We start from the raw sequence: 25762 nt of genomic DNA, 5'->3' as shown, positions 1-25762 counted from the left end.
ACGCTCGCTCGGCCGAACGCCAGTATAACGACACTTTCCGCTTTGCCGTCTAATTTTAATATCGTCGGGCTCGAAAACCACAGGGCAATGATGCAAAAGCCCGCAACTAAAGCTAGTTGGTCATACGCCCTAATAACTTACCCAAGCCTGACGTAAACATGGTGTTCGCATCCGTCATCGACAAGTGGGATCTGATTCGTGCCGATTGTCTCGCCATCTAGCTCAATCAAAGCTACGCCATAGTTGACGCGGTCTGGATTCTCGATCGCAATCACGTACCGCGTGAGGCCGTGCTGACCACCACGATGGCGATAGATAATGTCGAAGCGCGGCCAGGACTTGGGAATGCAAGGATTGATTCGCAGGTGCCCGCCAAGTCGCTGAAAGCCTAGGATAGCCTCCAGTCCAGCGCGATAGAGCCAGCCCGCCGAGCCGGTATACCATGTCCAGCCGCCACGACCGATATGGGGACTCTCTGAATAGAGCATCGGCGCAGGCGACATACGGCTCAACTCGATAGCGGGCAACTGCATCCGCCGTTTCGGTGCGGCGGATGGGGTTGAGTATGTCGAACAATTTTGCCGCTCGATCACCCTGCCCGAGCATCGTGTAAGCGAAGATCGACCAGGTGGCGCCATGAGTGTATTGACCACCGTTCTCACGCATCCCGGGCGGATAACCTTTGATATAGCCGGGGTTCAATGGCGTGTGGTCAAACGGCGGCGTAAAAAGCAGCGCAATCTGCTCATCGTCCCGTATCAAGTATTTATCGACAGCGTTCATCGCCTGCACCGCATGGACCGGATCCGCCGCTCCAGACATCAGGCTCCACGACTGCACGATGACATCGATCTTGCACTCTTCACTCCCGTTCGAACCTAGGGGCGTGCCATCGTCGTAGTAACCCCGCCGGTACCATTCACCATCCCAGCCAGCCGCGCCATTAAGCGCGCTCTGTAAGCTCGCGGCATATGCCTGCCAGCGATCTACTCGCAACTGCTCGCCACGGACGCGGGCATACGGCAGGAAGTCCCGGATCGTCGAGAGCAGGAACCAGGCCAGCCAGGTGCTTTCGCCGCGCCCTTCCGCACCGACGTTATTCATACCATCGTTCCAGTCCCCCGTGCCCATCAGGGGAAACCCATGCGCGCCCAGTGTCATGCCGGAATCGATTGCACGCGCAGCGTGGTCGTATACACTGCCACGCTCGCTGTCGATGCTCGGCTGGTAGAACGCATCGGTGTCGCCGTCCTTGATGAGCGGCCCGTCGAGAAATGGCACGATCTCGTCCAGAACCGAGTGATCGCCCGTCGTCGTCACATAGTGGGCGGCGACGTAGGCAAGCCAGATTCGGTCATCACTGATCCGTGTGCGGATGCCCTGACCCGATGGCGGAAGCCACCAGTGCTGCACATCGCCCTGCACGAACTGTCGCGCTGTAGCCCTTAGCAGGTGCTCGCGCGCTAGATCTGGACGAGCCACACACAGGGACATCGCATCCTGCAGTTGGTCGCGGAATCCATAGGCACCGCTCGCCTGGTAGTAAGCCGTGCGCGCCCACATACGGCACCCAAGCGCCTGATAGAGCAGCCAGTCGTTAAGGAGAATGTCCATTGCGCGATCTGGCGTGGTGACCTGTACGGTGTCGAGCAAGTCACACCATTGCGATCGAACGTCATCTAAAACAGCATCGAGGTCGATCACCCGGTATTTCTGCACCAGCAACCGCGCCTCCGTGATCTCCAAGGCCTCGCCAAGCATGAGCCGCAGGTCAATCTGCTCGCCGGGTACCAGCTCAATAGCGCACTGCAGCGCCCCGCAGGGATCCAGTCCGGCGCCCAACCGCCCAGACAGTGGTGAGTTGCCAATCAGGGCGAGAGGACTATCGACCGCGCCAAGCCGACCAAGAAACTCCAGGCGGCTGCCGGTCATGGATTGCTGCAGGCCGCCGAAATCCATGAAGGCCACTCTGTCGCTAAATTCGGTGCGCCAACGATTGCAGGCGAAGAGCGCCCCGGTCACTGCATCACGCGAGGTTGACACGAAGGGGGCCGGCACGGTGCCGTTGGCACCCAGTGCCCATGCTACGTATGCAGTAATCGACAAGCGTCTTTTGCGACTCGAACCATTGCGGAGGCGAAGTCGAGAGAGCTTGATCGGATCGTGCGTCGGCACGAACTGCAGGAGATCAATCTCGATGCCATGCGCAGTATGGCTGAAACGACTATAACCCTTGCCGTGCTCAATCAGGTAGGTCGCATTGGCGACGCGGATGGGAGCTGCGGTGGCGCTCCACAACTGACCACTATCCTTGTCGCGCAGATACAACACCTCGGAAGGAACATCGCTGACCGGATCGTTTGGCCAGGGCGTCAGTGGATTTTGTTGGCTGTTGCTCGACCAGGTATAGCCACCGCCTTCGGCCGAGACAAGAAATCCAAACTCCGCATTGGCAATGACATTGACCCAGGGGCTTGGCGTGCTCCGACCCCCCCTGAAGGGTGACGGTGTAACTACGACCGGCACTGCTGAAACAACCCAGGCCATTGTCGAACTCACCCGCGGGTATCGCAGCGACTGGCCGGGAGGCAGAAGGGGCGCCGGAAGCCCGTTGCACGAACCGCGCGGGCATCTCACCGATAGTAGAGCGCCGCTGCGTAACCGAATCCGGGAGACCGGTCGCGGCGTCCACCACGATACGTGCCGCAGTAGCGAGGCCGTTCCGTACCGCTTCGGAAGTGTCATCATGACGAAGCACAAATGCCTGCGCCCTGATGTGCGCACTGTGACCCTTGAGCCAATCGTTCTGCGCACCAACCCGTTCGCTCAACATCACATGCAATGCGGCGCCATCCCTATCACCAGCCTCCAGCACCACAAGGTCAATACCCAGCTGCTTCGCGTGCCAATAGCGCTGAGCGAGAAGCAGCTCCTCGACACATGTCATATCGGAGCTGTGGGTGATCCGCAGCAGGATGATCGGCCGGTCACCGGAGATGCCGCAACTCCACAGCACCGGCGCTCCACCAACGCCTCGTTCAAGCAACGCTGTGGTCGATCTGAACGCAGAGGTGGCATGCAGCAATGCTGCTGTGATGCCATCGAAACGCTCGGCCAGGTATGCGTCGATTCCCAGGCGAACCTGCTCATTTCTTGCATATGCCGCCGCACCGGCGAGTATGTCGTCATCCGTCACGCGATCGCCCAACGAGCGGATCAAAGCGAGCACGTCAGCACGCGAGTTGGCCAGCGCAGTTAGGAATGTAACCTGCACACTGGCGCCGGCCGCTACGCGCACTTGGCGTCGAACACTGAAGACAGCATCCAGCACGCTGCCATGGGTCCCCGACAACACGGCACTCGCCTGCATGGCATGGGCGTGGCGAAGCGTTCGGCCACGGCCAAGAAAGCGCATGCGGTCCGACTCATATTCGCCACCGTTGTCGGCGCCAGGCGGAGCCACGGCCCGATGAGCGGCCCATAACTCGGGTTCACCGGGTGACCGCCGTCGACGCGTAGCCAACAGTATCCCATCCTGCTCTACCCACTCTGTTTGCACGAACATCTTAGAGAAGGCAGGGTGGGCTGCATCTGCACCGGCCGGCCCAAGCACCAGTTCCGCGTACGATGTCAGAGAAATTCTGCGTGCGCGCTCACCCGAATTGGAAAGTGTGACGCGCCGCCATTCCATGTCCCTATCCGAAGCCACCGCGATATCCAGCCGGGCGATCAGCGATTCCTGCTGGCACGTCATGCTTACGTGACCATCGCAAAAATTATTCGCGTAAATGCCGTCAGCGATACCGTATGGCTGGAGCGTCGGTGACCAGGTTTCGCCGCTCTCCTCATCCCGCAGTAACAGGTAGCTTCCCCAGCTATCACCCACGGGCTCTTCGCGCCAACGCGTGATAGCAAGCCCACGCCATTCGCTATAACCAGATCCCACTGCATTCAACATCACTGTATAGCGCCCGTTTGAAAGCAACTGCGCTCGCGACGATGTGTCCAGGGATGGCGACGAGAGTGGCGGCATGGGGCGTCGTAACTCCAGAGGCGCGACGGTGAGTTGGATTTCGCGCCGCGAGCAGCCGAGCATACGGCCGGATGGGAGTAATGCCGTGTGAAGTCTCCAGTGTCCCGGGACGGTTATGTCGAGAAACAGCGTCAACAACAACGTCTCGCGTGCCTCCTACACGCGACACATGCACCCTTATGCGACATCATCCCTGACCATCATCCGGATGATGTTGCGAAGCTCAATCTGTTCAGGCGCCCTATCAGGGACTCATTCGATGGCACCGCTGACCACACTCACGGATGAAGCCATGCTCGATCGACTGCAGCATGCGGCGTTCGAGTACTTCCTGCTGAACACAAACCCAAGCAACGGATTGGTTGCTGATACCTCCCGCCTCGGGTCGCCTGTCAGCATTGCCGTGGTGGGCTTCGCGCTGTCTTCGTATCCCGTGGCCGTGGGGCGAGGCTGGCTGGATCGCCGCGGCGCAGTTCAGCGCTGCCTCGCTGCTCTGCGCTTCTTCCGCGACAGCGACCAGAGCGGGAGCCCCGAGGCCACAGGCTACAAGGGCTTCTACTACCACTTTCTCGACATGCAGAGCGGCGCACGCGTGTGGCACTCGGAGCTGTCGATGATCGACACGGCGTTACTCATCGCCGGCATGCTTGCAGCGAGTATGTACTTCTCCGCTGCGACGGAGGATGAAGCCGAGCTGCGTGCGCTTGCCGACTTTCTCTATCAGCGCATCGACTGGCGCTGGGCGCAGGGGGGCGGCGATACCATCCGGCAAGGCTGGAAGCCCGAATGCAGTTTCTTGCATTACGGCTGGGAGGGTTATAGCGAGGCTATCTTGCTCTACGCCCTGGCAATGGGATCGCCCACCTATCCCATTGCAGGAGCTTGCTACAAGTCCTGGACTTCCACCTACCAGTGGGAAAATCTTTACCACAACGACTACTTGTATGCCGGCCCGTTGTTCGTGCATCAGTTTTCGCACGCGTGGATTGATTTTCGCGGCATCCACGATCGCTTTATGCGCGAGGTGCGCTCGGACTACTTCCAGAACTCGTGCAAAGCTGTCGCCATCCAGCGCGAGTATGCGCAACGCAATCCACACGAATTGAAAGGCTACGACGAGAGCTGCTGGGGCTTGTCTGCTTGCGATGGCCCCACCGACGAGCAGCCCGATGTGCACAACGCGCCCCGACGACTGTTTGGCTATGCCGCGCGAGGAGTGCCCTATGGCCCCGACGATGGCACGCTGTCCGCCCCCGCCGTCCTGGCATCGCTACCGTTTGCACCCGATGTCGTCCTGGATTCGATACGCCACATGATCGATCGGTATCCCGAAATGCTGGTGGATGGCCGCCTAGCGAGCAGCTTCAATCCGTCACACGTCAATGGACACGGCCAACCCTGGGTATCGGCGGGGCATTACGGACTCGATCAGGGCATCGTGTTCATGATGATCGAAAACTACCGCACTGAAGGGCTATGGCAGTTGATGCACAACTGTGCCTATCTCAGCAACGGACTGCATCGCGCCGGATTTCGCGGTGGCTGGCTGCCACCAGGCAACCTTCATGACGGAGAGTCACGCTGATGTCGCAGCCGCGCAACCCTTCAATCAGTGCGCCTCGCGATACGTATGAGCGCGAGCGCATGGCTCATGTGCGCCCTCAGGCCTGGAGCAATCCGAGCGTCTCGGGGCCTTATCATCTGGTCGTGATCGGTGCAGGTCCTGCCGGGCTCGCCGCTGCCGAGGTGGCCAGGGCACTGGGTGCCCGGGTGGCATTGATCGAGCGCAACATGATTGGAGGCGACTGCCTCAATGACGGTTGCATCCCTTCGAAAACTATGATCCGGACTGCACAAATGTATGCCGAGATGCGCGACGCGAGGCGCTACGGCGCCCAGGTACCATGCAATATCACCGTCGATTTCCCTGCCGTGATGGAACGAGTCAGGCGCATACGGACCCATCTCAGTGGCGACGATTCCGCTCAGCACCTAGCCAAGAACGGCATCGACCTTTTCTTTGGTGACGCCCGCTTCTCTGGGTCGGATACCTTGACAGTCAAGGGAGAAGTGCTGCGCTTCGAGAAAGCACTGATTGCGACGGGTGCCAGCCCGATGATTCCGCCGATCTCCGGTCTGGCGGAAGCAAGCTATCTAACCAACGAGAACGTGTTTGACCTGACTGAATTGCCGCGCCGCCTTATGGTGGTTGGCGGCGGCCCGCTTGGCTGCGAGTTGGCTCAGGCATTCTGCCGACTCGGCTCTAAAACCACCATCGTGCAGGACATGCCATTGTTCCTTGGAAAGGAAGAGCGCGATGCCGCCCAGATCCTCTCCGATGCGTTTGCCCGCGACGGCATAGAGGTTCGACTGAACACCACCGCCATTGCCGTACGCGTGGAAAATGGCGAGAAGCTGGTTGACCTGGTCAGTGACGACTATCGGAGTACGGTGGCCGTGGACGCCATCCTGACCGGTACCGGTCACGCGCCCAACGTGCAGCAACTGGGCCTCGATGCAGCAGGCGTCGATTACGACCTCAACGACGGCGTCCGTGTCGACGACTTCCTGCGTACCAGCAATCCCAATATCTATGCCGCCGGCGACGTGTGCCTCGAGCACAAGTACACGCATACGGCCGAGGCTGCGGCGCACATCGTCGTGCAGAACGCCTTGTTCGGCGGCCGCGAGCGACTAAGCGAACTGGTCATTCCGTGGTGCACCTTTACCGACCCGGAGATCGCGCATGTGGGCCTCTATGTGCGCGAGGCTAATCAGTTGGATATCCCGATAAAAACCTTCACCATCCCCATGCACGAAATTGCGCGAGCGGTGACCGATAGCGAAGAAAACGGTTTCGTGAAGATCCACGTCAAGGGCCGCACTGACAAAATTCTTGGCGCCACCATCGTCGCCCGCCATGCCGGGGACATGATCAATGAGATCACCCTCGCCATGGTGGCAGGCATTGGCCTGCGTACGCTAGCGCGAGTCATTCACGCCTATCCGACGCAGGCTGCGGCGATCCAGCAGGCCGCAAAGGCATACTACCGCGCGCGCTTCACGCCAGGCATCCAGGCCAGGGCCCGCCGCTGGCTGGCCCGATAGCGGCTGACGAGGATGGCAGCGGTCGCCCTGTCACGTGACCTTGTCCGGCGCAGGCGCATCGTGTATTGGCCTGTGGCAACGCTGCACCCTTCACACCATTCCAGGAGACGTCATGAAGATCGGCATGATCGGCCTCGGCCGCATGGGCGCCAACATGGCCCAGCGCCTCGTGGACGGTGGACATCAGGTGGTGGGTTTCGACCCCAAGCCCGAAGCGCGCAAGGACCTGGAAAGCAAAGGTGCCACTTCCGCTGATTCACTGGCCGCCCTGGTGGCGGCGCTGCCCGCTCCTCGTACGCTATGGCTGATGGTGCCTGCGGGGGACATCACTGATGGCACGCTTAAGCAACTGCTGTCGCTACTGGCTCCTGGCGACACCGTCATCGACGGCGGCAACTCCAATTACAAGGACACCATGCGCCGGGCCCAGACATTTGCTGGCCAGCAGTTCCATTACATCGACTGCGGGACCAGTGGTGGTGTCTGGGGCCTGTCCGAGGGTTATTGCCTGATGATTGGCGGCGAGGAGTCGGCCGTCGAACGCATGCGGCCTATCTTCGAAACACTTGCGCCGACCAAGGATCAGGGCTGGGGTCGGGTGGGCCCCGTCGGGTCAGGCCACTTCACCAAGATGATTCACAACGGCATCGAGTACGGAATGATGCAGGCCTATGCCGAGGGCTTCTCGATCCTTCAACACAAGCACGAGTTCGCCCTGGATCTGCACGAAGTGGCGGAGATATGGCGCTACGGCAGCGTGGTGCGCTCATGGCTACTGGACCTGACCGCAGCGGCGCTGGCGAAGAACCCGAGCATGACCGGCATCGCACCCTACGTCGCCGATTCAGGCGAGGGTCGATGGACCGTGGATGAGGCCATCGACCTCAATGTGCCTGCACCGGTGATCACCCAGTCGCTGATCGAGCGACTGCGCTCGCGCGACAACGACTCATTCTCCGACAAGCTGCTGTCGGCCATGCGCAACGAATTCGGCGGGCACCCCATCAAGAGCGAGTGAGTCGTTCGCCTGGCGCCTCATTCATTTCTTAAGCAGCGCCAAGGCGCGGGCGCAGACGTTGTCGACTGTGAAGCCATACTCACGCAACAGCACCTCTGCCGGCGCCGAAGCTCCGAAGTGCTCGACACCGAGCATGTCACCAGCTGCGCCAATATAGCGTTCCCAGCCCTGCGATACACCCAGTTCTATGGCGAGTCGCGCGCTGACCGATGGCAACAGCACGCGATCGCGCTCCGCTTGCGGCAACGCTTCAAACAGCTCCCAGCTCGGCATGGAGACGCAGCGTACAGCGATGCCCTGCCCTTGCAGGCGCTGCGCCGCCTCAAGCATCAGGCACACTTCGGAACCGCTGGCGATAAGTGTCAGCTCGGGCTTGCCGGAAGGCGCATCGCTCAGTACATAGGCGCCCTGGCGTAAGCCATCGGCGCTGGCATAGTGCTGACGATCGAGCGTGGGAAGATTCTGCCGAGTCAGTACCAACGCCACCGGACCATGCGCCTCCACCGCCACCCGCCAGGCAACCGCCGTTTCGTTGGCATCCGCTGGGCGGATCATGATGAGGTTGGGAATCGCCCGGAGGTTCGCCAGCTGTTCCACCGGCTGATGAGTGGGACCATCCTCGCCCAGTGCGATGCTGTCATGGGTGAACACATGTACGACATGCAGCCCCATCAGCGCGGCGAGCCGAATGGGCGGCCGCATGTAGTCGGAAAAGATCAGAAAGGTCGAGCCGAACGGGATAAAGCCACCATGCGCAGCAAGGCCATTCACGATGGCGCCCATTGCGTGTTCGCGCACACCGAAATGGATATTGCGTCCCTGCCAACTCCAGCCCGCCGGATCGGAGCCTTGCTTGTCCTCGTTGTTCGATGCCGGCGGATTGAAATCGCCGTGATCCTTCAGCGCCGTCTTGGTTGATGGATTGAGGTCGGCCGAGCCTCCGGTCAATGTCGGCAACCCTTGCGCTATCGCGTTCATGACCCTGCCGGATGCATCGCGCGTGGCGAGGCCCTTGGCATCGGCGGCGAACACCGGAATACCGGCGTCCCAGCCGCGTGGTAGCTCACCTGACAGACTGCGCTGCAATTCGACAGCAAGCTCCGGAAAAGCCTCCGCGTAAGCGCGCCGCCGCTCGTCGAACGCCGCCTCGTGATCGGCGCCCCGATCCACCGCCTGGCGGAAATGCGTCAGTGCTTCGTCCGGTATCAGGAAGTCCGGCTCGGTGGGCCACCCCAGTGTCTGCTTGGTCTTACGCACGTCGTCCACGCCAAGTGGGGAGCCGTGGGCCTTGAAGCTGTCCTGCTCGGGCGAGCCGTAACCAAGGTGCGTCCGCACCAGGATCAACGACGGCTTGTGGCGTTCCTGATGTGCGGCATGCAGGGCTGCCTGGATGGCATCGAGGCCATTGCCGTCGTTCACCCGCACAGTGTGCCAGCCGCAGGCTTCGAATCGCCGCGCGCGGTCCTCGGAGAACGTGATGTCGGTACCCGCGGAAAGGGTGACGTAGTTATCGTCGTAGAGGCACACCAGCTTGCCGAGCTGCAGATGTCCAGCCAGCGAAACGGCCTCCGATGCCACGCCTTCCATCAGGTCGCCGTCGCTGACGATGGCGTAGGTGTGATGATCGATCACGGTATGGCCAGGACGATTGTAGCGTGCCGCCAGTTGCGCTTCGCCGATGGCCATGCCCACGGTATTGGCCATGCCCTGCCCCAGTGGCCCGGTGGTGGTTTCGACGCCCGGCGTGTGGCCGCGCTCGGGGTGCCCCGGCGTCTTGCTGCCCCATTGGCGGAACTGCTTGATATCGTCCAATGAGAGATCGTAGCCCGTCAGGTACAGCAGGCTGTACAGCAACGCCGAGCCGTGTCCAGCCGACAGCACGAAGCGATCACGATCCTCCCACGCAGGGTTGCGCGGGTTGTACCTCAACCATTGGGTCCACAGCACATAAGCCATGGGGGCAGCCCCCAGCGGCATGCCGGGATGGCCACTATTGGCTCTTTGCACCATGTCCACCGAAAGGGAGCGGATGGTATTGATGCACAGCTGATCGAGTTTGGTGAACATGTCGGCTACCTGGGGGGCAAGAAGGAAGGATCAGCGCTGGGAGTCAGGTCGCACGGACCTTGAGTGCCGCATCGACGATCTGCTGCGCCTCTTGCAAGATCGATTGCAGATGCGCGCCATCCTTGAAGCTTTCGGCATAGATCTTGTAGATGTCCTCAGTGCCTGATGGCCGTGCGGCAAACCAACCACTGGCAGTGGAAGCCTTGATGCCGCCGATGGGCGCGTTGTTACCGGGTGCGCGGTCGATCACGCTCTCGATCTTCTCACCGGCCAGCGTGGTGCTTGGCACCTGTTCGGGCGAAAGCCTGGCTAACAGCGCTTTCTGCTCGGCTGTCGCGGGCGCGTCGACGCGATTAGCGACGGGCTCGCCCAAGGCTTGAACGAGTGCCTGATATTGCTCGGCCGGATCGCCCTCGCGGCGAGCCGTGATTTCTGCCGACAGCAAGGCTGGCACGATGCCATCCTTGTCGGTGGCCCATACCTCGCCGTTACGGCGAAGGAACGACGCACCGGCGCTTTCCTCGCCACCGAACCCCAGCGACCCGTCAAGCAGGCCATCCACGAACCACTTGAAGCCGACCGGCACTTCATAGAGTCGCCGGCCCAGCCGCTTGACGACACGATCGATCAACGCGGTGCTTACCAGGGTTTTGCCGACGGCTGCCCTGGCATCCCATTGCGGACGGTGGTTGAACAGATAGTCGATCAGCACCGAGAGGTATTGGTTTGGCACCATCAAACCGCCGCTACGCGTGACGATGCCGTGGCGATCATGATCCGTATCGCAGGCGAAAGCCACGTCGTACTTGGACTTCAGCCCGATCAACCGCTGCATGGCATAAGACGACGATGGATCCATGCGGATCTTGCCGTCCCAATCGACGGTCATGAAACCGAACTGCGGATCCACCTCCTCGCTGACCACGGTGAGGTCGACACGGTAACGCTCTGCGATCGGTGCCCAATAGTGCACGCCAGCACCGCCAAGCGGATCGACTGCCATGTGGATGCCGGCACCACGTATCGCGTCGAAGTCGATCATGCTGCCGAGATCGCCGACGTAGGCATCGAGGAAGTCAAACTCATGCGTGGTCGACGCATGGCGGGCCCGCGTGAACGGCATGCGCCGCACCTCGTGCATGCCATCCCTCATCAGGGCATTGGCCCGCTCCTGGATCCAGTCGGTGATATCGACGTCGGCCGGGCCACCGTTGGGCGGGTTGTACTTGAAGCCACCGTTGTCGGGCGGGTTGTGCGAAGGCGTGATGACAATCCCATCGGCTAGCCCGGCGCTTCGCCGGTAGTTGTAGCCCAGAATGGCATGGGACACGGCGGGTGTCGGCGTGAACTCGCCACCCCAAGCGATCATGGTTTCCACGCCATTGGCGGCCAACACCTCCAGCGCGCTTTCGAAGGCCGGCTGCGATAGCGCGTGGGTGTCCAGGCCCATATAGAGCGGACCGCTGATCTGCGCGCCCTTGCGGTACTCGCAGATCGCCTGGCTGATCGCCAGCACGTGCCACTCGTTGAAACTGCGATCGAACGAGTTGCCCCGATGACCGGAGGTGCCAAAGGCCACCTGTTGCGACGGCAGCGACGGATCGGGGCGAAGCTCGGTATATGCAGCCAGCAGCTTGGCCACATCGACCAGCAGGGAAGGCGACGCCAGCTTTCCTGCCAGCGGACTGACGGTGGTACTCACGATCGCACCTCGCGTAACCGACGATACCGTCGAATCAACGCGTTGGTGGAACTGTCGTGATTGAGACCACTGGCGTCTTTGCTGGCGATCTCACCCTCCACGCGCTTGGCCAATGCCTTGCCAAGCTCCACGCCCCACTGGTCGAACGAGTCGATGTTCCAGATCACGCCCTGCACGAACACGCTGTGCTCATACAGCGCCACCAGCGTGCCTAGCGTGTAGGGGTCGAGTCGCTCAGCAAGAATCGTAGTGCTCGGCCGATTTCCTTCGAACGTTCGCTGGGGCACCAGATCGGGAGCAGTGCCTTCCGCCTTCACTTCATCAGCGGACTTGCCGAATGCCAGGGCCTCGCTCTGCGCGATCAGGTTGGCTATAAGCAAGTCGTGCTGGTCACCGCCGTGTCCGTTCGGCAGCAGGTTCAACGGTTGGCAGAAGCCGATGAAATCGCACGGGATCAAACGGGTGCCCTGGTGAATCAGCTGATAGAACGAATGCTGTCCGTTGGTACCCGGCTCGCCCCAGTAAATCGGACCGGTTTCGTAGTCCACCGTCGCACCGTCGAGCGTCACGTGCTTGCCGTTGCTCTCCATCGTCAACTGTTGCAGGTAGGCTGGAAACCGCTTCAGGTATTGCTCGTAAGGAAGCACGGCTACCGTCGAGGCGCCGAGGAAATTATTGTTCCAGATGCCGAGCAACCCCATCAGCACTGGCAGATTGCTTTCCAGCGGCGCCTGACGGAAATGCTCATCCATCGCGTGGAAGCCGGCAAGCATCTCGTGGAAATGGGCCGCACCGATGGCCAGCATCGTCGACAGGCCGATCGCGGAATCCATCGAGTAGCGGCCACCCACCCAATCCCAGAATCCATACATATGACTGGTATCGATGCCGAACTTGGCGACCGCTTCGGCGTTCGTGGATACCGCTACAAAGTGCTTGGCGATAGCTCCGCCATTATCGGCGTCGGCGCCCCCCAGTCCGCGCAGGCACCATTCGCGCGCCGCATGCGCGTTGGTCAGCGTCTCCTGCGTCGTAAAGGTTTTGGAACAGATGATGAAAAGCGTCTCCGCCGCATCCAGGTCACGCGTTGTCTCGACAAAATCCGTCCCATCTACGTTGGAGACGAACCCGAAGGTCATCTGCCGCTGGCTGTAGTAGCGAAGCGCCTCATAGGCCATGACAGGCCCAAGGTCTGACCCGCCGATGCCGATGCTGATGACATGGCGAATGGGCTTGCCGGTATAGCCGAGCCACGTTCCGTCGCGTACACGTGCCGCCAGATCAGCCATGCGATTGAGCACATCGTGCACCTTCGGCACGACATTCTTTCCGTCGACATCAATGCGCACTCCCACCGGTGCGCGCAAAGCAATATGCAGGACAGCTCGCCTCTCGGTGGCATTGATCTTGTCGCCCCGAAACATGGCTTCCATGCGTTGCTTCAAACCACAGGCGTCGGCCAGCTCGCGCAGCAAGCGCATTATTTCATCAGTGACGCGTTGCTTGGAGTAATCGAAATACATGCCAACGGCCTCGACATGAAGCCGCTCGCTGCGAGCCGGATCAAAGGCAAACAGTTCACGAAGATGGTTACGATCCATCTGCCTGGCGTGCTGCAATAGCGCCAGCCAGGCCGGCAGCCATGTCAGGCTCGCAGCGGCTGATGTGATGGGAGAAGGCATCATGACGCGGCTCGCTGAGTGGCCTTGGAAAGCCCGGCACCCTTGTCCACGATACGCTGCAGCAATTGCTGCCAAGACCTGACGAAGGATTGCGCGCCTTCGCTTTGTAACCGGCTTGCCAGCGCATCAATGTCGATACCCGCCCGCTCAAAGCGGGCCAAGACGTTCTCGGCATCGCCGCCGTCTACGTCCATAACGCCATCCGTCGCGCCGTGCTCAGCAAAGGCCAGCAAGGTTCTCTCCGGCATGGTGTTGACGGTGTCCGGAGCCGCCAATGCCTTGATATATAGCGTGTCCGAAGCCTTGGGATCCTTCGTGCCTGTGCTCGCCCACAGCAGGCGCTGGGGCAATGCGCCTGCGTCGGCTAGCTTGCGCCAACGCGGCGTGGCGAGCAGCTCGCGATAGGCGCGATACGTAAGTTGGGCAACAGCGATACCGAGATTGTTGTGCAGCTCGGCTGGTACCTTGTCGTTGGCTGCTACATCCCAGCGGCTCACAAACACGGAGGCCACCGAGCCGATTCGTGGATCCAGTCCGGCTTCAATGCGCCGCTCGATGCCGCGCATATAGGCCTCTGCGGCGGCAAGATATTGTTTGCAGGAGAACAGCAGCGTCACGTTGATCGGTATGCCTGCGTAGATGGATGCCTCAATAGCCGGAAGCCCCTCAGGGAGGCCTGGGATCTTCACGAGTAGATTGGGCCGAGTCGCTTGCGTGTGAATCCGCTTCGCCGCCTCAATGCTGCCGGCGGGATCACTGGCAAGCAATGGCGACACCTCCATCGAAACCCAGCCGTCGACATGGCCACTGGCCTCGTACACGGGCCGGAACATATCGGCGGCACGGCTGAGATCCTCCAGCGCCAACTCCATGAACAGGCTTTCGCCAGATTTCCCGGCCTTCACTTTCTCGCGGATGGCTGCATCATATGCTTGGCCGCTGCCAATAGCTCCATCGAAGATGGTGGGATTGGAGGTGAGGCCGGTAATCGAGAGATTATCGATGTAACGACGCAAGATGCCGTTATCGAGAATCTCTCGGGTGATATTGTCCAGCCACAGGCTCTGGCCGAGATCGTGCAGTCGACGGGTGGGTTTCATGGCTACTCCGGAGGGGCTGCCTTAGTGGTGCCGCCGCGACTGGCGCGGGCGATATGGAGATTGGCGATGGCGGGAAAATCCGCGCGCGCCAATCCCCACAGATCGCTGATGTGGTCGAAGGTGTAGTCGGGCTGGAGGTCGAGCGAGACCTGCGTCGCTTCAGCCGCGTGGTATCCCTGGCGAACGAACACAGTGCTGACTCGGCCACTAAGCACTCGCTTGACCGCAGCTAGCAATCCCGGCTTGTCATCGACCATGACGTAATGTGCAGCGGGATAACGCTGCAGTGTCGCGTCGATCATGCTCTCCTTGTGCACATGGACCAGCACGCGGCCCTCCACGGCATCCCAGAGACCAGCGCGCTGGATCTTGCGCGGCTGAAACACGATGTCGCCATCGGAAAGAATGACGGATGTACCAATCGCTTCCAGGTATCGAATGGCCTCTAGTGCGTGCGGATAGACCCGCTCAACGAAGGGGTAATCGAGCAGAAAGAACGACAATTGCAATAACGCCGCTTCGTTACCGTTGTCGGGGCGGAACTGCTGTAGCGCGCCCAGGTAATCGGCGTAGCCCAGTGTGTCCCGCAGACTGGCGTAGATGGACCAATAGCGTTCGCGCTCTTCCTTGCCGAAGTCGCAATCGAGCCGTGCCGCGAGGTCAGCCGCAAAGCGGTCATTGTCGAGCAAGGTATTGTCGACATCGAGCAGGAACACCAGTGGACGCGTCGTCAACATGGCGCCGTCGCCTCCGCCCTCGGATCGTGCCAATCCCCTCCCTTCGTCACGAGATCGGCCGCCAATGCGGGCCCCCAACTGCCGGCGGCATACTCATGCACAGGCTCGGCCCCGCCCAACGCAGGATCAATCACGGCCCACGCCCTCTCGACACAGGCGTCGCTGGTGAACTGCGAGGCATCGCCACGGATGGCATCGCCAAGCAGTCGCCGATAGGGCTGTTCCTCCTGCGAGGGCTGATGCCGCGCTATAAGCTCCACGGCTTCGCCGCGCATTGCCTCGCCCGCCTGCTTGACGCGCGCACCAGCCGATATCACAACTTCGGGACTGAGCCGAAAGCGAAAGTAGTTCGACTGCGCCGGCGTGATCTCATCGAACACGGATAGCGGCGGGCGCTTCAGATTCACCATGACCTCGGTGGTCGTGAGCGGAAGGCATTTGCCGGCACGGATATAGAACGGCACGCCAGCCCAGCGCCAGGTATCGATATGCAGACGCAAGGCCGCGAAGGTTTCGACCTGGGACTTCGGCGCAACACCTTTCTCCTGGCGATATCCCTTGAACTGTCCTCGCACGACTTCCCGGGGATCTAGTGGGCGCATGGCCTGGAATACCCGAAGCTTCTCGTCGCGCATCGCGGCGGCGTCATGGCCGATCGGCGTATCCATTGCAAGTAGCGCAGTGATCTGCAACAGATGGTTCTGCACCACGTCACGAAGGGCGCCGGTTTCTTCGTAAAAGCTGCCGCGACCCTCGACGCCAAAGCTCTCAGCCATGGTGATCTGCACGCTGTCGACGTAGGTGCGATTCCAGATCGGCTCCAGGAAGGTGTTGGCAAAACGGAAGTAAAGCAGGTTCTGCACGGCCCCCTTGCCTGGATAGTGATCGATGCGAAAAATAGACGACTCGGGGAACACCTTATGCAGCGTGCGATTCAGCGCCTTGGCCGATGCCAGGTCGCGCCCGAACGGTTTCTCAACCACGATCCGTGCGCCTTTAGTGCAACCCGCCTTTGCCAGCCCCTGCGCCACCGTGCTGAACATGCTGGGCGGAATGGCCATGTAGTGCAGCGGGCGTTGTGCTTCACCTAGCGTCTGCCTGAGCTGGCTGTAGGTCGCTGCATCGTTGTAGTCGCCGTCGATGTACTTCAGTTGCGCGGTGAGCCTGGAGAATGCAACGTCGTCGAATCCACCGTATTCGTCCAGGCTGGACTTCGCACGTTCTTGCAGTTGCTCTCGCCCCCAGCCGGCATGGGCCACGCCGATGATCGGCATGTCCAGCTCACCCGCTTGAATCATGGCCTGCAATGCCGGGAAGATCTTCTTGTACGCGAGGTCACCGGTCGCACCGAAGAAAACAAACGCATCAGAGGAAGGGCTCGTCATGATGGGTTGCGGGTTCCTTTATGGCTTTAGGCGGGCAACCGCTATAGCCAACGCGGTTGACGAATCCTGAGCATGGCCCATGTCGCGTTAAGATCGGGCATCTATGACCTTGCCATGATGTGACGCTTGTCCTAGGTAGCCAACCGGCACCACACATCGATGTAATGGTCTATGCCATCGTCCGTCAGCAAGATGCATTGGCCACCCTGAAGTTCACCATCAAGACTGATCTGATCGCCACCTTCGCCGTCGTCGTCTCGGGTGACAGAGATGTGGTAATCCGTTTCGGCGTGACGATAATCAAGCTTGAACGACTGCCAGTCGGCCGGTAACAACGGTGTAATGTACAGATACTCGCCTTCCATGCGCAGGCCAAGCAGCGACTCCACCAGTAGTCGATACATCCAGCCTGCCGAGCCGGTGTACCAGCTCCAGCCGCCGCGTCCGACGTGGGTGGCTGCAGCGTAGACATCCGCAGCAATCACGTATGGCTCGACCTTGTAAATCTCCATGGTCTCGGTGGTCTGGCTATGGCTGACTGGATTGATCATGCGCTGCAGCTCCCATGCCCGCTCGCCGTCGCCCAGCTTGGCAAAGGCCATGGCGGCCCAGATGGCGGCGTGGGTGTATTGTCCGCCGTTCTCGCGCACGCCCGGCACATAACCCTTGATGTAACCGGGGTCAGATGTGGAGCGATCGAACGGAGGATCCAGCAATTGGACCAGCCCAATGTCGCGACGCACTAGTCGCTGCTCCAGCGATCTCATCGCCTGTCTCCGCCGAGCATCATCTGCAGCGCCCGACAGCACCGACCAGCTTTGTGCGATGGAGTCAATCTGGCATTCGTCGTTGTCCGCCGAGCCAAGAGGTGTGCCGTCGTCAAAGTAGGCGCGCCGGTACCATGCGCCATCCCAGCCATGCTGTTCGAGGTTCCTCTTTAGCAGCACAGCCTCGCTTTCGCAGCGCGTTGCAAATCGTGCATCACCTTGAAAGCGCGCGATTGGAGCGAACTGAAGCAACACGTCGTAGAGGAAGAAGCCGAGCCAAACACTCTCGCCGCGCCCGTGCTCGCCCACACGATTCATGCCATCGTTCCAGTCACCACAGGCGATCAACGGCAGGCCATGTGAGCCGCGCGGAGCGGCGTGTTCAATGGCCCGAACGCAATGCTGATAGAGCGTTTCACGCAGCTCCGACCGTGCGGGCAAATCGTAATAGGACTCCTCGTCCGTGTTAACCAGTCGACCTTCTATATAGACGGCCATTTCGTCGAGCACACCACGATCCCCTGTCGTGACGACATAGCGACTCGCTGCCAGGGGCAGCCAGAGATAATCGTCCGAACAACGGGTGCGCACGCCCCGATCCAACGGCGGATGCCACCAGTGCTGAACATCACCTTCAGGAAACTGGTGTGCGGCACAAAGCAACAAATGCTGACGCGCGCGATACGGAGCCGCGTGCACCATGGCCATCGAATCTTGCAGTTGGTCACGGAAACCGATGGCGCCACCGGACTGGTAATAGCCGCTGCGTGCGAGAAAACGACAGGCAATGGTTTGATACATTAGCCAGCCATTGACCAGTACGTTGACCGCTCGATCCGGCGTATGGACCTGAACCTTGCCAAGCGTCCAATGCCAATGAAGTCGCACTGCATCAAGTGCGGCCGCGGCGCTACCGAGTCCACGACATCGTTGCACGAGCTCAATCGCCGCTTTGGTGCCGGCGCCCATTCCGAGCCGGAAGATAATTTCGTACTCATCGCCATCATCCAGTTCAAAGGGGATCTGGATGGCCCCGCAAGGATCCAGCCCAGCGCCCACCTGGCCTGATAGGGTTGCATTTTCCATTCCCGCTGGATTGCGCATACTGCCATTGCGGCCAAGGAACTCACTGCGATTGCCGCTCACGCTACGCGCGGGGTTGTCGACGTCGAAAAATGCCACGCGATCGGGAAACTCTGTGTTGCAGGCATTACACGCGAGCATGGCGCCAGTCACCGGGTCCGACTCTGTAACCACATGCATGCCCGTCCGCGAGTGCAGGTCGCCAAGCACCCACTCGACATAGCCTGTAGCAGATAGTCGCCGCAAGCGACCCGAACCATTACGCACCTTCAGCACCATGAACTTCACCGGCATGTCCAGCGCGACGTAGATCCATAGCTCGGTGCGAATTCCGGCCTCTTGGTGCTCGAATACGCTATAGCCAAAACCGTGCCGCGTTAGATATGCGCCCTCGCCTCGCCGTGGCAACGGTGTCGGCGACCAGTAGCGCCCGGTCTGCTCGTCGCGCAGATAGATGGCTTCGCCACTGGCGTCGGTAACCGGATCATTGCCCCAGGGTGTTAAGCGGAATTCGTGCGCGTTTTCCGCCCATGTATAAGCACCACCGCTTTCAGAGACGACGGTGCCAAACTGCGGGTTTGCCAATACGTTGACCCATGGGGCTGGCGTGGACTGGCCCGCCGCCAAAGTGATGACATATTCGGTGCCGTCGGCACTGAATCCGCCATAGGGGCAGTTCAGCTGCAGGCTGTCAGGCAAGGCATCGGACGTCGGGGTAGTCTGGTCAAACTCGGAAATCCAGCTCTCTGTGATTTGCAGGCGCGCCGGGCTTGTGCGCAACTGGCGACGCCCGATTTGTTCTACAAGGCTGCCTCGATTGTCTGTAAGCACCAGGCGCGCAACTGCCTGTACCAGGATGCGATCCTCATGGGAGAGTTGCTGGGCTGAGCGCACGAAGATGCCGCCGGGCCGATCGATCAGGCTCGCCTCGACCCCAGATGCGATCAAGCCCATGATCTGATCCTGCAACTGTTGCCGATAGCCAGCGTAATCCTCATTCCAAATCACCAGATCCACAGCCAGGCCCTTGAGTCGCCAATACGCGTGCGCCTGGACCATTTGGCGTACCAGCTCGATCCGGGAGGCATTGGAGACGCGCAAGAGCACAATGGGCAGGTCGCCAGAGATCGCCTGCCCCCACAAACCAGATTGCCCTCGTCGATTGGCACGCAAAATTCCTGCCTCCGCACGCAATGGCGCGCTGGCGTAAATGATGGAGGCGGCCATCTGCTCATATAGCTGCGCGTCGGCCAGACTGGCATTGAGTTGCCGCAGCAAAACCTGGCTATGGGTCCAAGCTAGGTCGAATACACGATCGGCCAGATGCCGGTCGCGATACTTCTCGATCAGGTGTAGACAAGCTTCTCGACTGTCAATGACTCCCGTGACCATATCCACCAAAGCAGACTGCTCCGGGTCAAGCGTGATTCGGCAGCGAATGGCTACGATCGGGTCGAGTACTGCCCCCTCACTGTCCGATAGACGACCAGTGCCGTCGGCGGATGAGTCCATGGCGGCAGGGTCCGCTAGGCTATGGCCACGGCCGATAAAGCGGGCACGATCAGTCTCATACGAGATCGCATCAATATCCGCATCATGCACCGCCATCAGGTGACACATCCAGAGCACAAAGTCGCTACTGGAGCGCGGCCGCCTCGTGCAAATAATCGCCTGTAGCGCGCGTATCAGCTCAGTTTGCACAAACAGGTTACTAAAGGCTGGGTGCAATGCGTCGGCGATGGCCGGCGTCAGAACCACCTCGGCGTAGCTGGTTATCTCGATGGTGCGCCTCGCCCGCCCCCGGTTAGTCAACCGGATACGACGAAGCTCAATATTGTCTTCGGGCGACACGACGATCTCGGTATGCGCATCGAAATCGCACTGGCGCACGCGAAACTCCGCGCGCGCGTCTGAAAAAATCGCCTCGTAATGGTCCGTCTTCATCAGCATCGGCTGGTGCATGGCGGACCAGCATTCCCCGCTGGCCACATCACGCAGATAACAAAACATGCCCCAGTTATCGCGGCTGATGTCCTCGCGCCAGCGCGTCACGGCCATATCCCGGCAGCGACTGTAGCCACCCCCTGCGCTGCTCACCATGACGTGATACTGACCATTGGAGAGCAACTGCACCGCCGGCCTCATCCGATCTGGGTCGGTAAACACGCGAAGGGTGGACTCCGCTGCGGGCGCCGGCCCTTGCACATTGGAGAACTCGGCGGTGTGCAGATACTCCATCGCTGTCTTGGGCATGCGCTCCTGCAGCAGGAGCAGCGTCGCCTGCAGGCTCGGGTCGGACTCGAACCGCCTCTGCATGGGCTGCTGCCGAAGCACGTAATCCAGCGCCAACAAACTCATGCCCTGATGGTGGGCCATGAAAGAGAAGATCACCGCCGAACTTTGCCCACGTGGCAAACGAGCCGGGGTGTAGTCGATCGCCTCATGCAAACCGAAGCGTCCCTCTAGTCCTTCACTGGCAAGTCGCTGCAGATTGGCGCACGCCTCCTCGGGTGCCACCATCAATGCCAGTGCCGTGGCGTACGGGGCCACCACCAACTCTTCACCCAGGCCGCGCTTGAGACCCAAGCCAGGAACGCCGAAGGCGCGGTACTGATAGTTCATGCGGGCATCCATCGCGTTGTACCCTGATTCGGAGATGCCCCAGGGCGCACCGCGCTGATTGCCATACTCGATCTGCCGGGCTACGGCGGCACGGCAGGTCTGATGAAGCAGGCTGCCCTCGTAATTTGGCATCACCAGCATGGGCATCAGGTATTCGAACATCGAGCCCGTCCAGGAAAGCAGCACCGGCTCGCCACCCGCCGTCGTCAGCAAACGGCTGAGCGTGAACCAACTCTCCTGCGGCAGCTGCTCCTGCGCGATGGCGACAAAGCTGGTAAGCCTAGCCTCGGAGGCGAGCAGATCGTAATAGCCCGCATCGAGCCGACGCTCGTCCAGGTTGTAGCCAATGGTCAGCAGATCGCGGCGCGTATCGTAAAGAAAGCCGAAATCCATGGTGGCGAGCTCACCCAGCTGCCTCACCAACCGGGCAATCAGCGCCATGCATTCCACGGCTGCCCGCTGCGCCTGTGCTGACACCTGCGACGGAACACCCGTGTCCCGTCCCATCCCTCCCCCCGCCAGCTGCCGCAGGGACGGGATACTGTTCTGCCAGACGCCTTCATCATCAGCCGGACCGGACACGAAACGGCCAAAGTAGACACTGGCATCACGACATTGCATAAGCAATGCCACAAGCCAGAAGCCGGGCTCGTCTTCCGGATTGAGCTCCAAAGACATCGCCACGGCCTCGCACTCCGCAAGCAGTTGACTCATGCAGGCTTCCGCCTCAATGAGCGACACCGGTGGTGCTGCACGAGCACCATCAAGCTGCAGTTGGAAATCGCCTAGCAGACGCGTATCGATACCACGTACCGCAAATTCGCTCAGCAAGATCTCAAGCGTATCGACCAGTCCATCGAGAAGGCGCGCATCAAATAGTGGGTCATCCGCCAATGCCGACAGGCCAGCGCGGAGCGTCAGTAGATGACCGGCAAGATTGCCGCTATCGACGGCGGAGATGTAATGCGGGGGAAGTGGCAGCAGCGAAAGGGTGTCGTACCAGTTGTAAAAATGTCCCCGATGACGCTCCATGCACTGCATAGTGTCGAGGGCACAGGCGGTGCGCTCCATCAGCCGAGCTGACGTCAGGTAACCAAAATCGTAAGCCGCGAGATTCGCCAGCAGCGCCAAACCCATATTGGTAGGCGACGTGCGGTGCGCAACGGTTGGCGAAGGCTTCTCCTGGATGTTGTCTGGTGGCAGCCAGTTTTCCCGTGGCCCGACATGCGCCTCGAAGAACGCCCAGGTCTTGCGCGCCAGTACGCGCAAGAAGCGTAGTTGGTGCTCGGCGGGCTCAAAGTCGATGCGCGCGGGAGGCTTGCTCAGCCACCACGCAATAGCCGGCGCAACCAACCACGACAGCAGAATGGGTCCCGCCACGCCTAACGCCACTGGCCGTCGCATTGCCAATGCCAGGATAACGATCACCGCGAGACACGGCACCACCCACATTCGCCGATAGATCCCCGCCAACGAAGTCGCGCTGGCACGTTCGATTTCCCGGGATGCACTCCACTGCAACAAGTGACGCCGCGTTATCAGCACACGCCACAGCGTTCTTGCGACCGCATCCAGGCTATAAAACGCTTCGTGCGGCAGCCACACCAATACGAGCAAGGCACGCACGAAATGTTGAGCCGCGGCATGCAGCGCCACGCGAAGGTGTTGATCCAGCGGCAAGTCCCTCGATTTCTGCAACAGGCCGAGCACCGACGTCAGCCACGGCGGCAGCAACAGGACTGTCAGCACGCCAATTGTCCACCAGGCCACGGATGACATGGCAAGCCAGCTCAATAGGAGCAACGCCAGCAACGCGGGTGGAACCAGGCTGCGCCGCAGGTTATCGAATATCTTCCAGCGCGATAGCGCCGACAATGGGCTTGACTTCGTCGCCCCGTTCGGCGCCAGTGCACGTGGAAGCAGCCAGGGAATCAACTGCCAATCGCCTCGGATCCAACGATGTCGGCGCTTGGCGTCCGCGCTGTAGCGCGAGGGATACTCCTCATATAGTTGCACGTCGCTGATCAGGCCCGATCGCGCATAACAGCCCTCGATCAGGTCGTGACTGAGAATGCTGTTGTCTGGAAAGCGCCCCTGCATCGCGCGCTCGAAGGCATCGAGGTCGTAGATCCCCTTGCCGATGAACGACCCTTCTCGAAACAGATCCTGGTAGACATCCGACACGGCTCGCGTGTAGGGATCAATGCCCGCATCACTGCCAAACAACCTTGCGTAGACCGAGCGCACGGCGCTGGGCAGGCTGATGCCCACCCGCGGCTGGAGAATGGCGTAGCCCGCCACGACCCGCCGCCCATCCGTGTCGAAGACCGGGCGATTGAGTGGATGGGCCATGGCGCCGACGAACTGGCGCGCCGCGCCTCGTGGCAGCTGGGTATCCACATCCAGGGTAATCACATACCTTACATCCATGAGCCCGGCGATGCGGCCGACGATCAAGGAAAATCGACCCGTATCGCCACTGCGAAGCAAGGCATTTAGATCGGCCAGCTTGCCGCGCTTGCGCTCGGCGCCCATCCAGACCTTGTCGATGGCATTCCAGCGGCGGGGGCGATGAAAGAGGAAGAAGCGATCGATATCCGTCTTCGCATAGGTCTCATTGAGCTCGTCGATTCTGCGTTCCGCCATCTGAAGCAGTCCTGCGTCTTGCTCCGTCACCTCCACATGCGCGTCCGTGAAGTCAGTGAGCAATGCGAAATGAAGATGCTCGTCGCGATTGGCGAGAAAACGAACCTCAAGACCCTCGATCAGCTCGTCCACATCTTCCGCACTGGAGAACATCGAGGGCACTACCACCAAGGTACGCATTTCGTTGGGCAGGCCCTCCGAATAGTCCATGCGCGGCAACATCTGCGGTTTGACCACGATGGACGCCAGCCAGTTGACGAGACTTATCGAGAGCTGGCTAGCTATCAGGGCTATGGGCAAGGTGACCATCAAGCGCCAGAGACCATGGATGCCGCTGTTCGCAAGACTAGCCAGCAGAGGCCATGCCAGCGCCGCCGTCAGGAGCACGGTCGTGCCGAGATAGAACGTCAGCGGCGCACGTTTAACCCGTTGCTGCCAGACGGCGCCATAAGGCTGTCTTACAGCGATACGCTCTTCGAGTACAGGCAATCCCCGATCAACCAGGTAAAAGCCGACGTGCGCCTCTACTTCTCTGTTTGCCCCCGCCTGCGCGCGCGCCCTAGCAAGCTCGATAGACATCTTCGCCACGTCGGTCTCGGATAGCTCGCTATGCCGTGCCAACCATTCCACGACATGCCGATAGTGATCGCGCGTAGCGAAGTCCATCGATGTATAGACGCCCGCAGGATCGTCTTGCAGGATGTGCTCGACGACACTCGTGGCTTCCACGAACTCACGCCAGTCCAGGGCGGAAAGCATCCGCAGGCTAGCAATGCTGTTGCCAATGGAGACCTGGTCGGCCGCCTGTTGTTGCGCCTCCATCTGCACGAGCCGCTCGATGCTCAAACCCGATTCGGCAAGGTGCTGTTCGATCCAGTTCAGGGGCAACGCCAGCGCAGGCCCCTGCCCCTGCAATCGCCACGTCAATTCGGCCACGAAGGAGCTGGCCAGGGGCGGATGGGATCGCGCCATGTCGGCCACGGCGAGCACGACACTTTTGGGATCGCGCTCGGCAATCTCCGTCATGCGGTCGGCCCACTGATCGGCCAGGTTGCGGTCATTCCAATCGACCATCACGCGGGAAGCCACGCGCCGAAGGTTCTCGATCAGGGCCAGCCGAAGCATGATCGGAATTGCCCACAATTCACCCAGCGTAAGTGGCCTGACGCTCTGGTAAGAGGTGACAAAGCGGCTCAGGCTTTCACTATCAACGCGCCCATCACCATGGGAAATTGTCTCCAGCGCAATATCGTAGACACGCGGTAGCCGGGCCGACGGCCCGGTGAGCAATCGTGGTAGTTCAAGACTGTAGCTCTTGGGGAGATGTCGCTGAGCGATGCGAATCTGCTCTTCGATCAGGTAGTAGTTGTCGAGCAGCCATTCGGCGGCCGGTGTGATGCGACGATCCGCACGATGGGCATGAGTGAGCCTGGCACAGGAGTGCGCGAGCACAAACTTATTGTCGGCGAGACGGGCCAACAAGGAATTGTCACGCGATTTGGCGCTAGACCGATGCGCATTAGCCAGCGCTGTGCCGTACAGATCCATCTGATCGGCACTGAACAACTCCGAGCGCAGGGTCGGCTCCGGCGTGTGCTCGATATGTCGCCGCCATCGCAGCTGCCGGCGGAAGGTAGCCCTGAGGCGACGGAACGAGAACGAAGCGAACGGATTGCTGATCTTCAAAAGTCACCGTCCCTCTAGAAATCATGCGGAGCGGCGAATCAACGGAAAATAAGGCCTGCGGATGCCGCAGCCCTCTATCCAGCATTGACAGTTTTACCCTGCAGGCAGGGAGAACCACGTGAAGGC

The 25762-nt window shown here is 60.6% G+C and carries 12 protein-coding genes and 1 pseudogene; 4 read left to right on the top strand and 9 right to left on the bottom strand.

Going from position 1 to position 25762, the window contains the following annotated elements; all coding sequences use genetic code 11:
- Positions 1-222: 222 nt before the first annotated feature.
- Positions 223-2547, bottom strand: a complete 2325-nt coding sequence (locus DYST_RS01515; protein WP_239949525.1) for a GH36-type glycosyl hydrolase domain-containing protein — start codon at positions 2545-2547, stop codon at positions 223-225.
- A gap of 199 nt (positions 2548-2746) precedes the next feature.
- On the opposite strand from DYST_RS01515, the gene DYST_RS01510 reads away from it, so the two are divergent.
- Entirely contained in the window at positions 2747-3259 is a 513-nt protein-coding gene (locus tag DYST_RS01510) for a hypothetical protein (RefSeq protein WP_239952197.1), read from the top strand.
- Positions 3260-3313: 54 nt separating this feature from the next.
- On the opposite strand, the pseudogene DYST_RS01505 reads toward DYST_RS01510, so the two are convergent.
- Positions 3314-3958: pseudogene (locus DYST_RS01505) on the bottom strand (GH36-type glycosyl hydrolase domain-containing protein); the annotation flags it as partial.
- Positions 3959-4292: 334 nt separating this feature from the next.
- On the opposite strand from DYST_RS01505, the gene DYST_RS01500 reads away from it, so the two are divergent.
- The 3 genes from DYST_RS01500 (at position 4293) to gnd (ending at position 8159) form a co-directional block, all read left to right on the top strand.
- On the top strand, positions 4293-5618 hold the full coding sequence (locus tag DYST_RS01500; RefSeq protein ID WP_102304363.1) for a glucoamylase family protein: 1326 nt from the start codon (positions 4293-4295) through the stop codon (positions 5616-5618).
- Positions 5618-7141 (top strand): mercuric reductase, encoded by a 1524-nt coding sequence (locus DYST_RS01495; protein ID WP_239949523.1) that lies wholly within the window; start codon positions 5618-5620, stop codon positions 7139-7141. The genes DYST_RS01500 and DYST_RS01495 overlap by 1 nt, the downstream gene beginning before the upstream one ends.
- Before the next feature lie 112 nt (positions 7142-7253).
- Positions 7254-8159: a phosphogluconate dehydrogenase (NAD(+)-dependent, decarboxylating) gene (gene gnd, locus DYST_RS01490; protein WP_102304361.1), complete on the top strand. Its 906-nt coding sequence runs from the start codon at positions 7254-7256 to the stop codon at positions 8157-8159.
- Positions 8160-8180: 21 nt separating this feature from the next.
- On the opposite strand, the gene tkt is transcribed toward gnd, so the two are convergent.
- From tkt to DYST_RS01455, 7 genes are all read right to left on the bottom strand, one after another.
- Positions 8181-10226, bottom strand: coding sequence for a transketolase (gene tkt / locus DYST_RS01485; RefSeq protein WP_199045852.1), 2046 nt, complete (start codon positions 10224-10226; stop codon positions 8181-8183).
- Between the two features lie 43 nt (positions 10227-10269).
- Positions 10270-11928 carry a phosphoglucomutase (alpha-D-glucose-1,6-bisphosphate-dependent) gene (pgm, locus tag DYST_RS01480; protein ID WP_199045854.1) on the bottom strand — a complete coding sequence of 553 codons (1659 nt, stop codon included), beginning with the start codon at positions 11926-11928 and terminating at the stop codon, positions 10270-10272.
- The gene (gene pgi / locus DYST_RS01475; protein ID WP_233176244.1) at positions 11925-13613 is read right to left on the bottom strand and encodes a glucose-6-phosphate isomerase; all 1689 of its coding nucleotides are present in this window, start codon (positions 13611-13613) and stop codon (positions 11925-11927) included. Before pgi ends, pgm begins: the two co-directional genes overlap by 4 nt.
- Complete coding sequence (gene tal, locus DYST_RS01470) at positions 13610-14710, bottom strand: transaldolase (RefSeq protein ID WP_199045855.1); 1101 nt, start codon at positions 14708-14710, stop codon at positions 13610-13612. Before tal ends, pgi begins: the two co-directional genes overlap by 4 nt.
- A gap of 2 nt (positions 14711-14712) precedes the next feature.
- Entirely contained in the window at positions 14713-15447 is a 735-nt protein-coding gene (locus tag DYST_RS01465) for an HAD family hydrolase (RefSeq protein ID WP_199045857.1), read from the bottom strand.
- The gene (gene zwf / locus DYST_RS01460; RefSeq protein ID WP_239949521.1) at positions 15441-16832 is read right to left on the bottom strand and encodes a glucose-6-phosphate dehydrogenase; all 1392 of its coding nucleotides are present in this window, start codon (positions 16830-16832) and stop codon (positions 15441-15443) included. The genes DYST_RS01465 and zwf overlap by 7 nt, the downstream gene beginning before the upstream one ends.
- Positions 16833-16963: 131 nt before the next feature.
- A complete protein-coding gene (locus DYST_RS01455) occupies positions 16964-25636 on the bottom strand; it encodes a GH36-type glycosyl hydrolase domain-containing protein (RefSeq protein ID WP_428993949.1) in 8673 nt (2890 codons plus the stop codon).
- Positions 25637-25762: the final 126 nt, after the last annotated feature.

It is taken from the genome of Dyella terrae (genome assembly GCF_022394535.1).
In the GTDB taxonomy this organism is placed as follows: domain Bacteria; phylum Pseudomonadota; class Gammaproteobacteria; order Xanthomonadales; family Rhodanobacteraceae; genus Dyella.
Note: the sequence above shows the minus strand (reverse complement) of the source record. Positions and strands in the feature narration are given on the sequence as shown.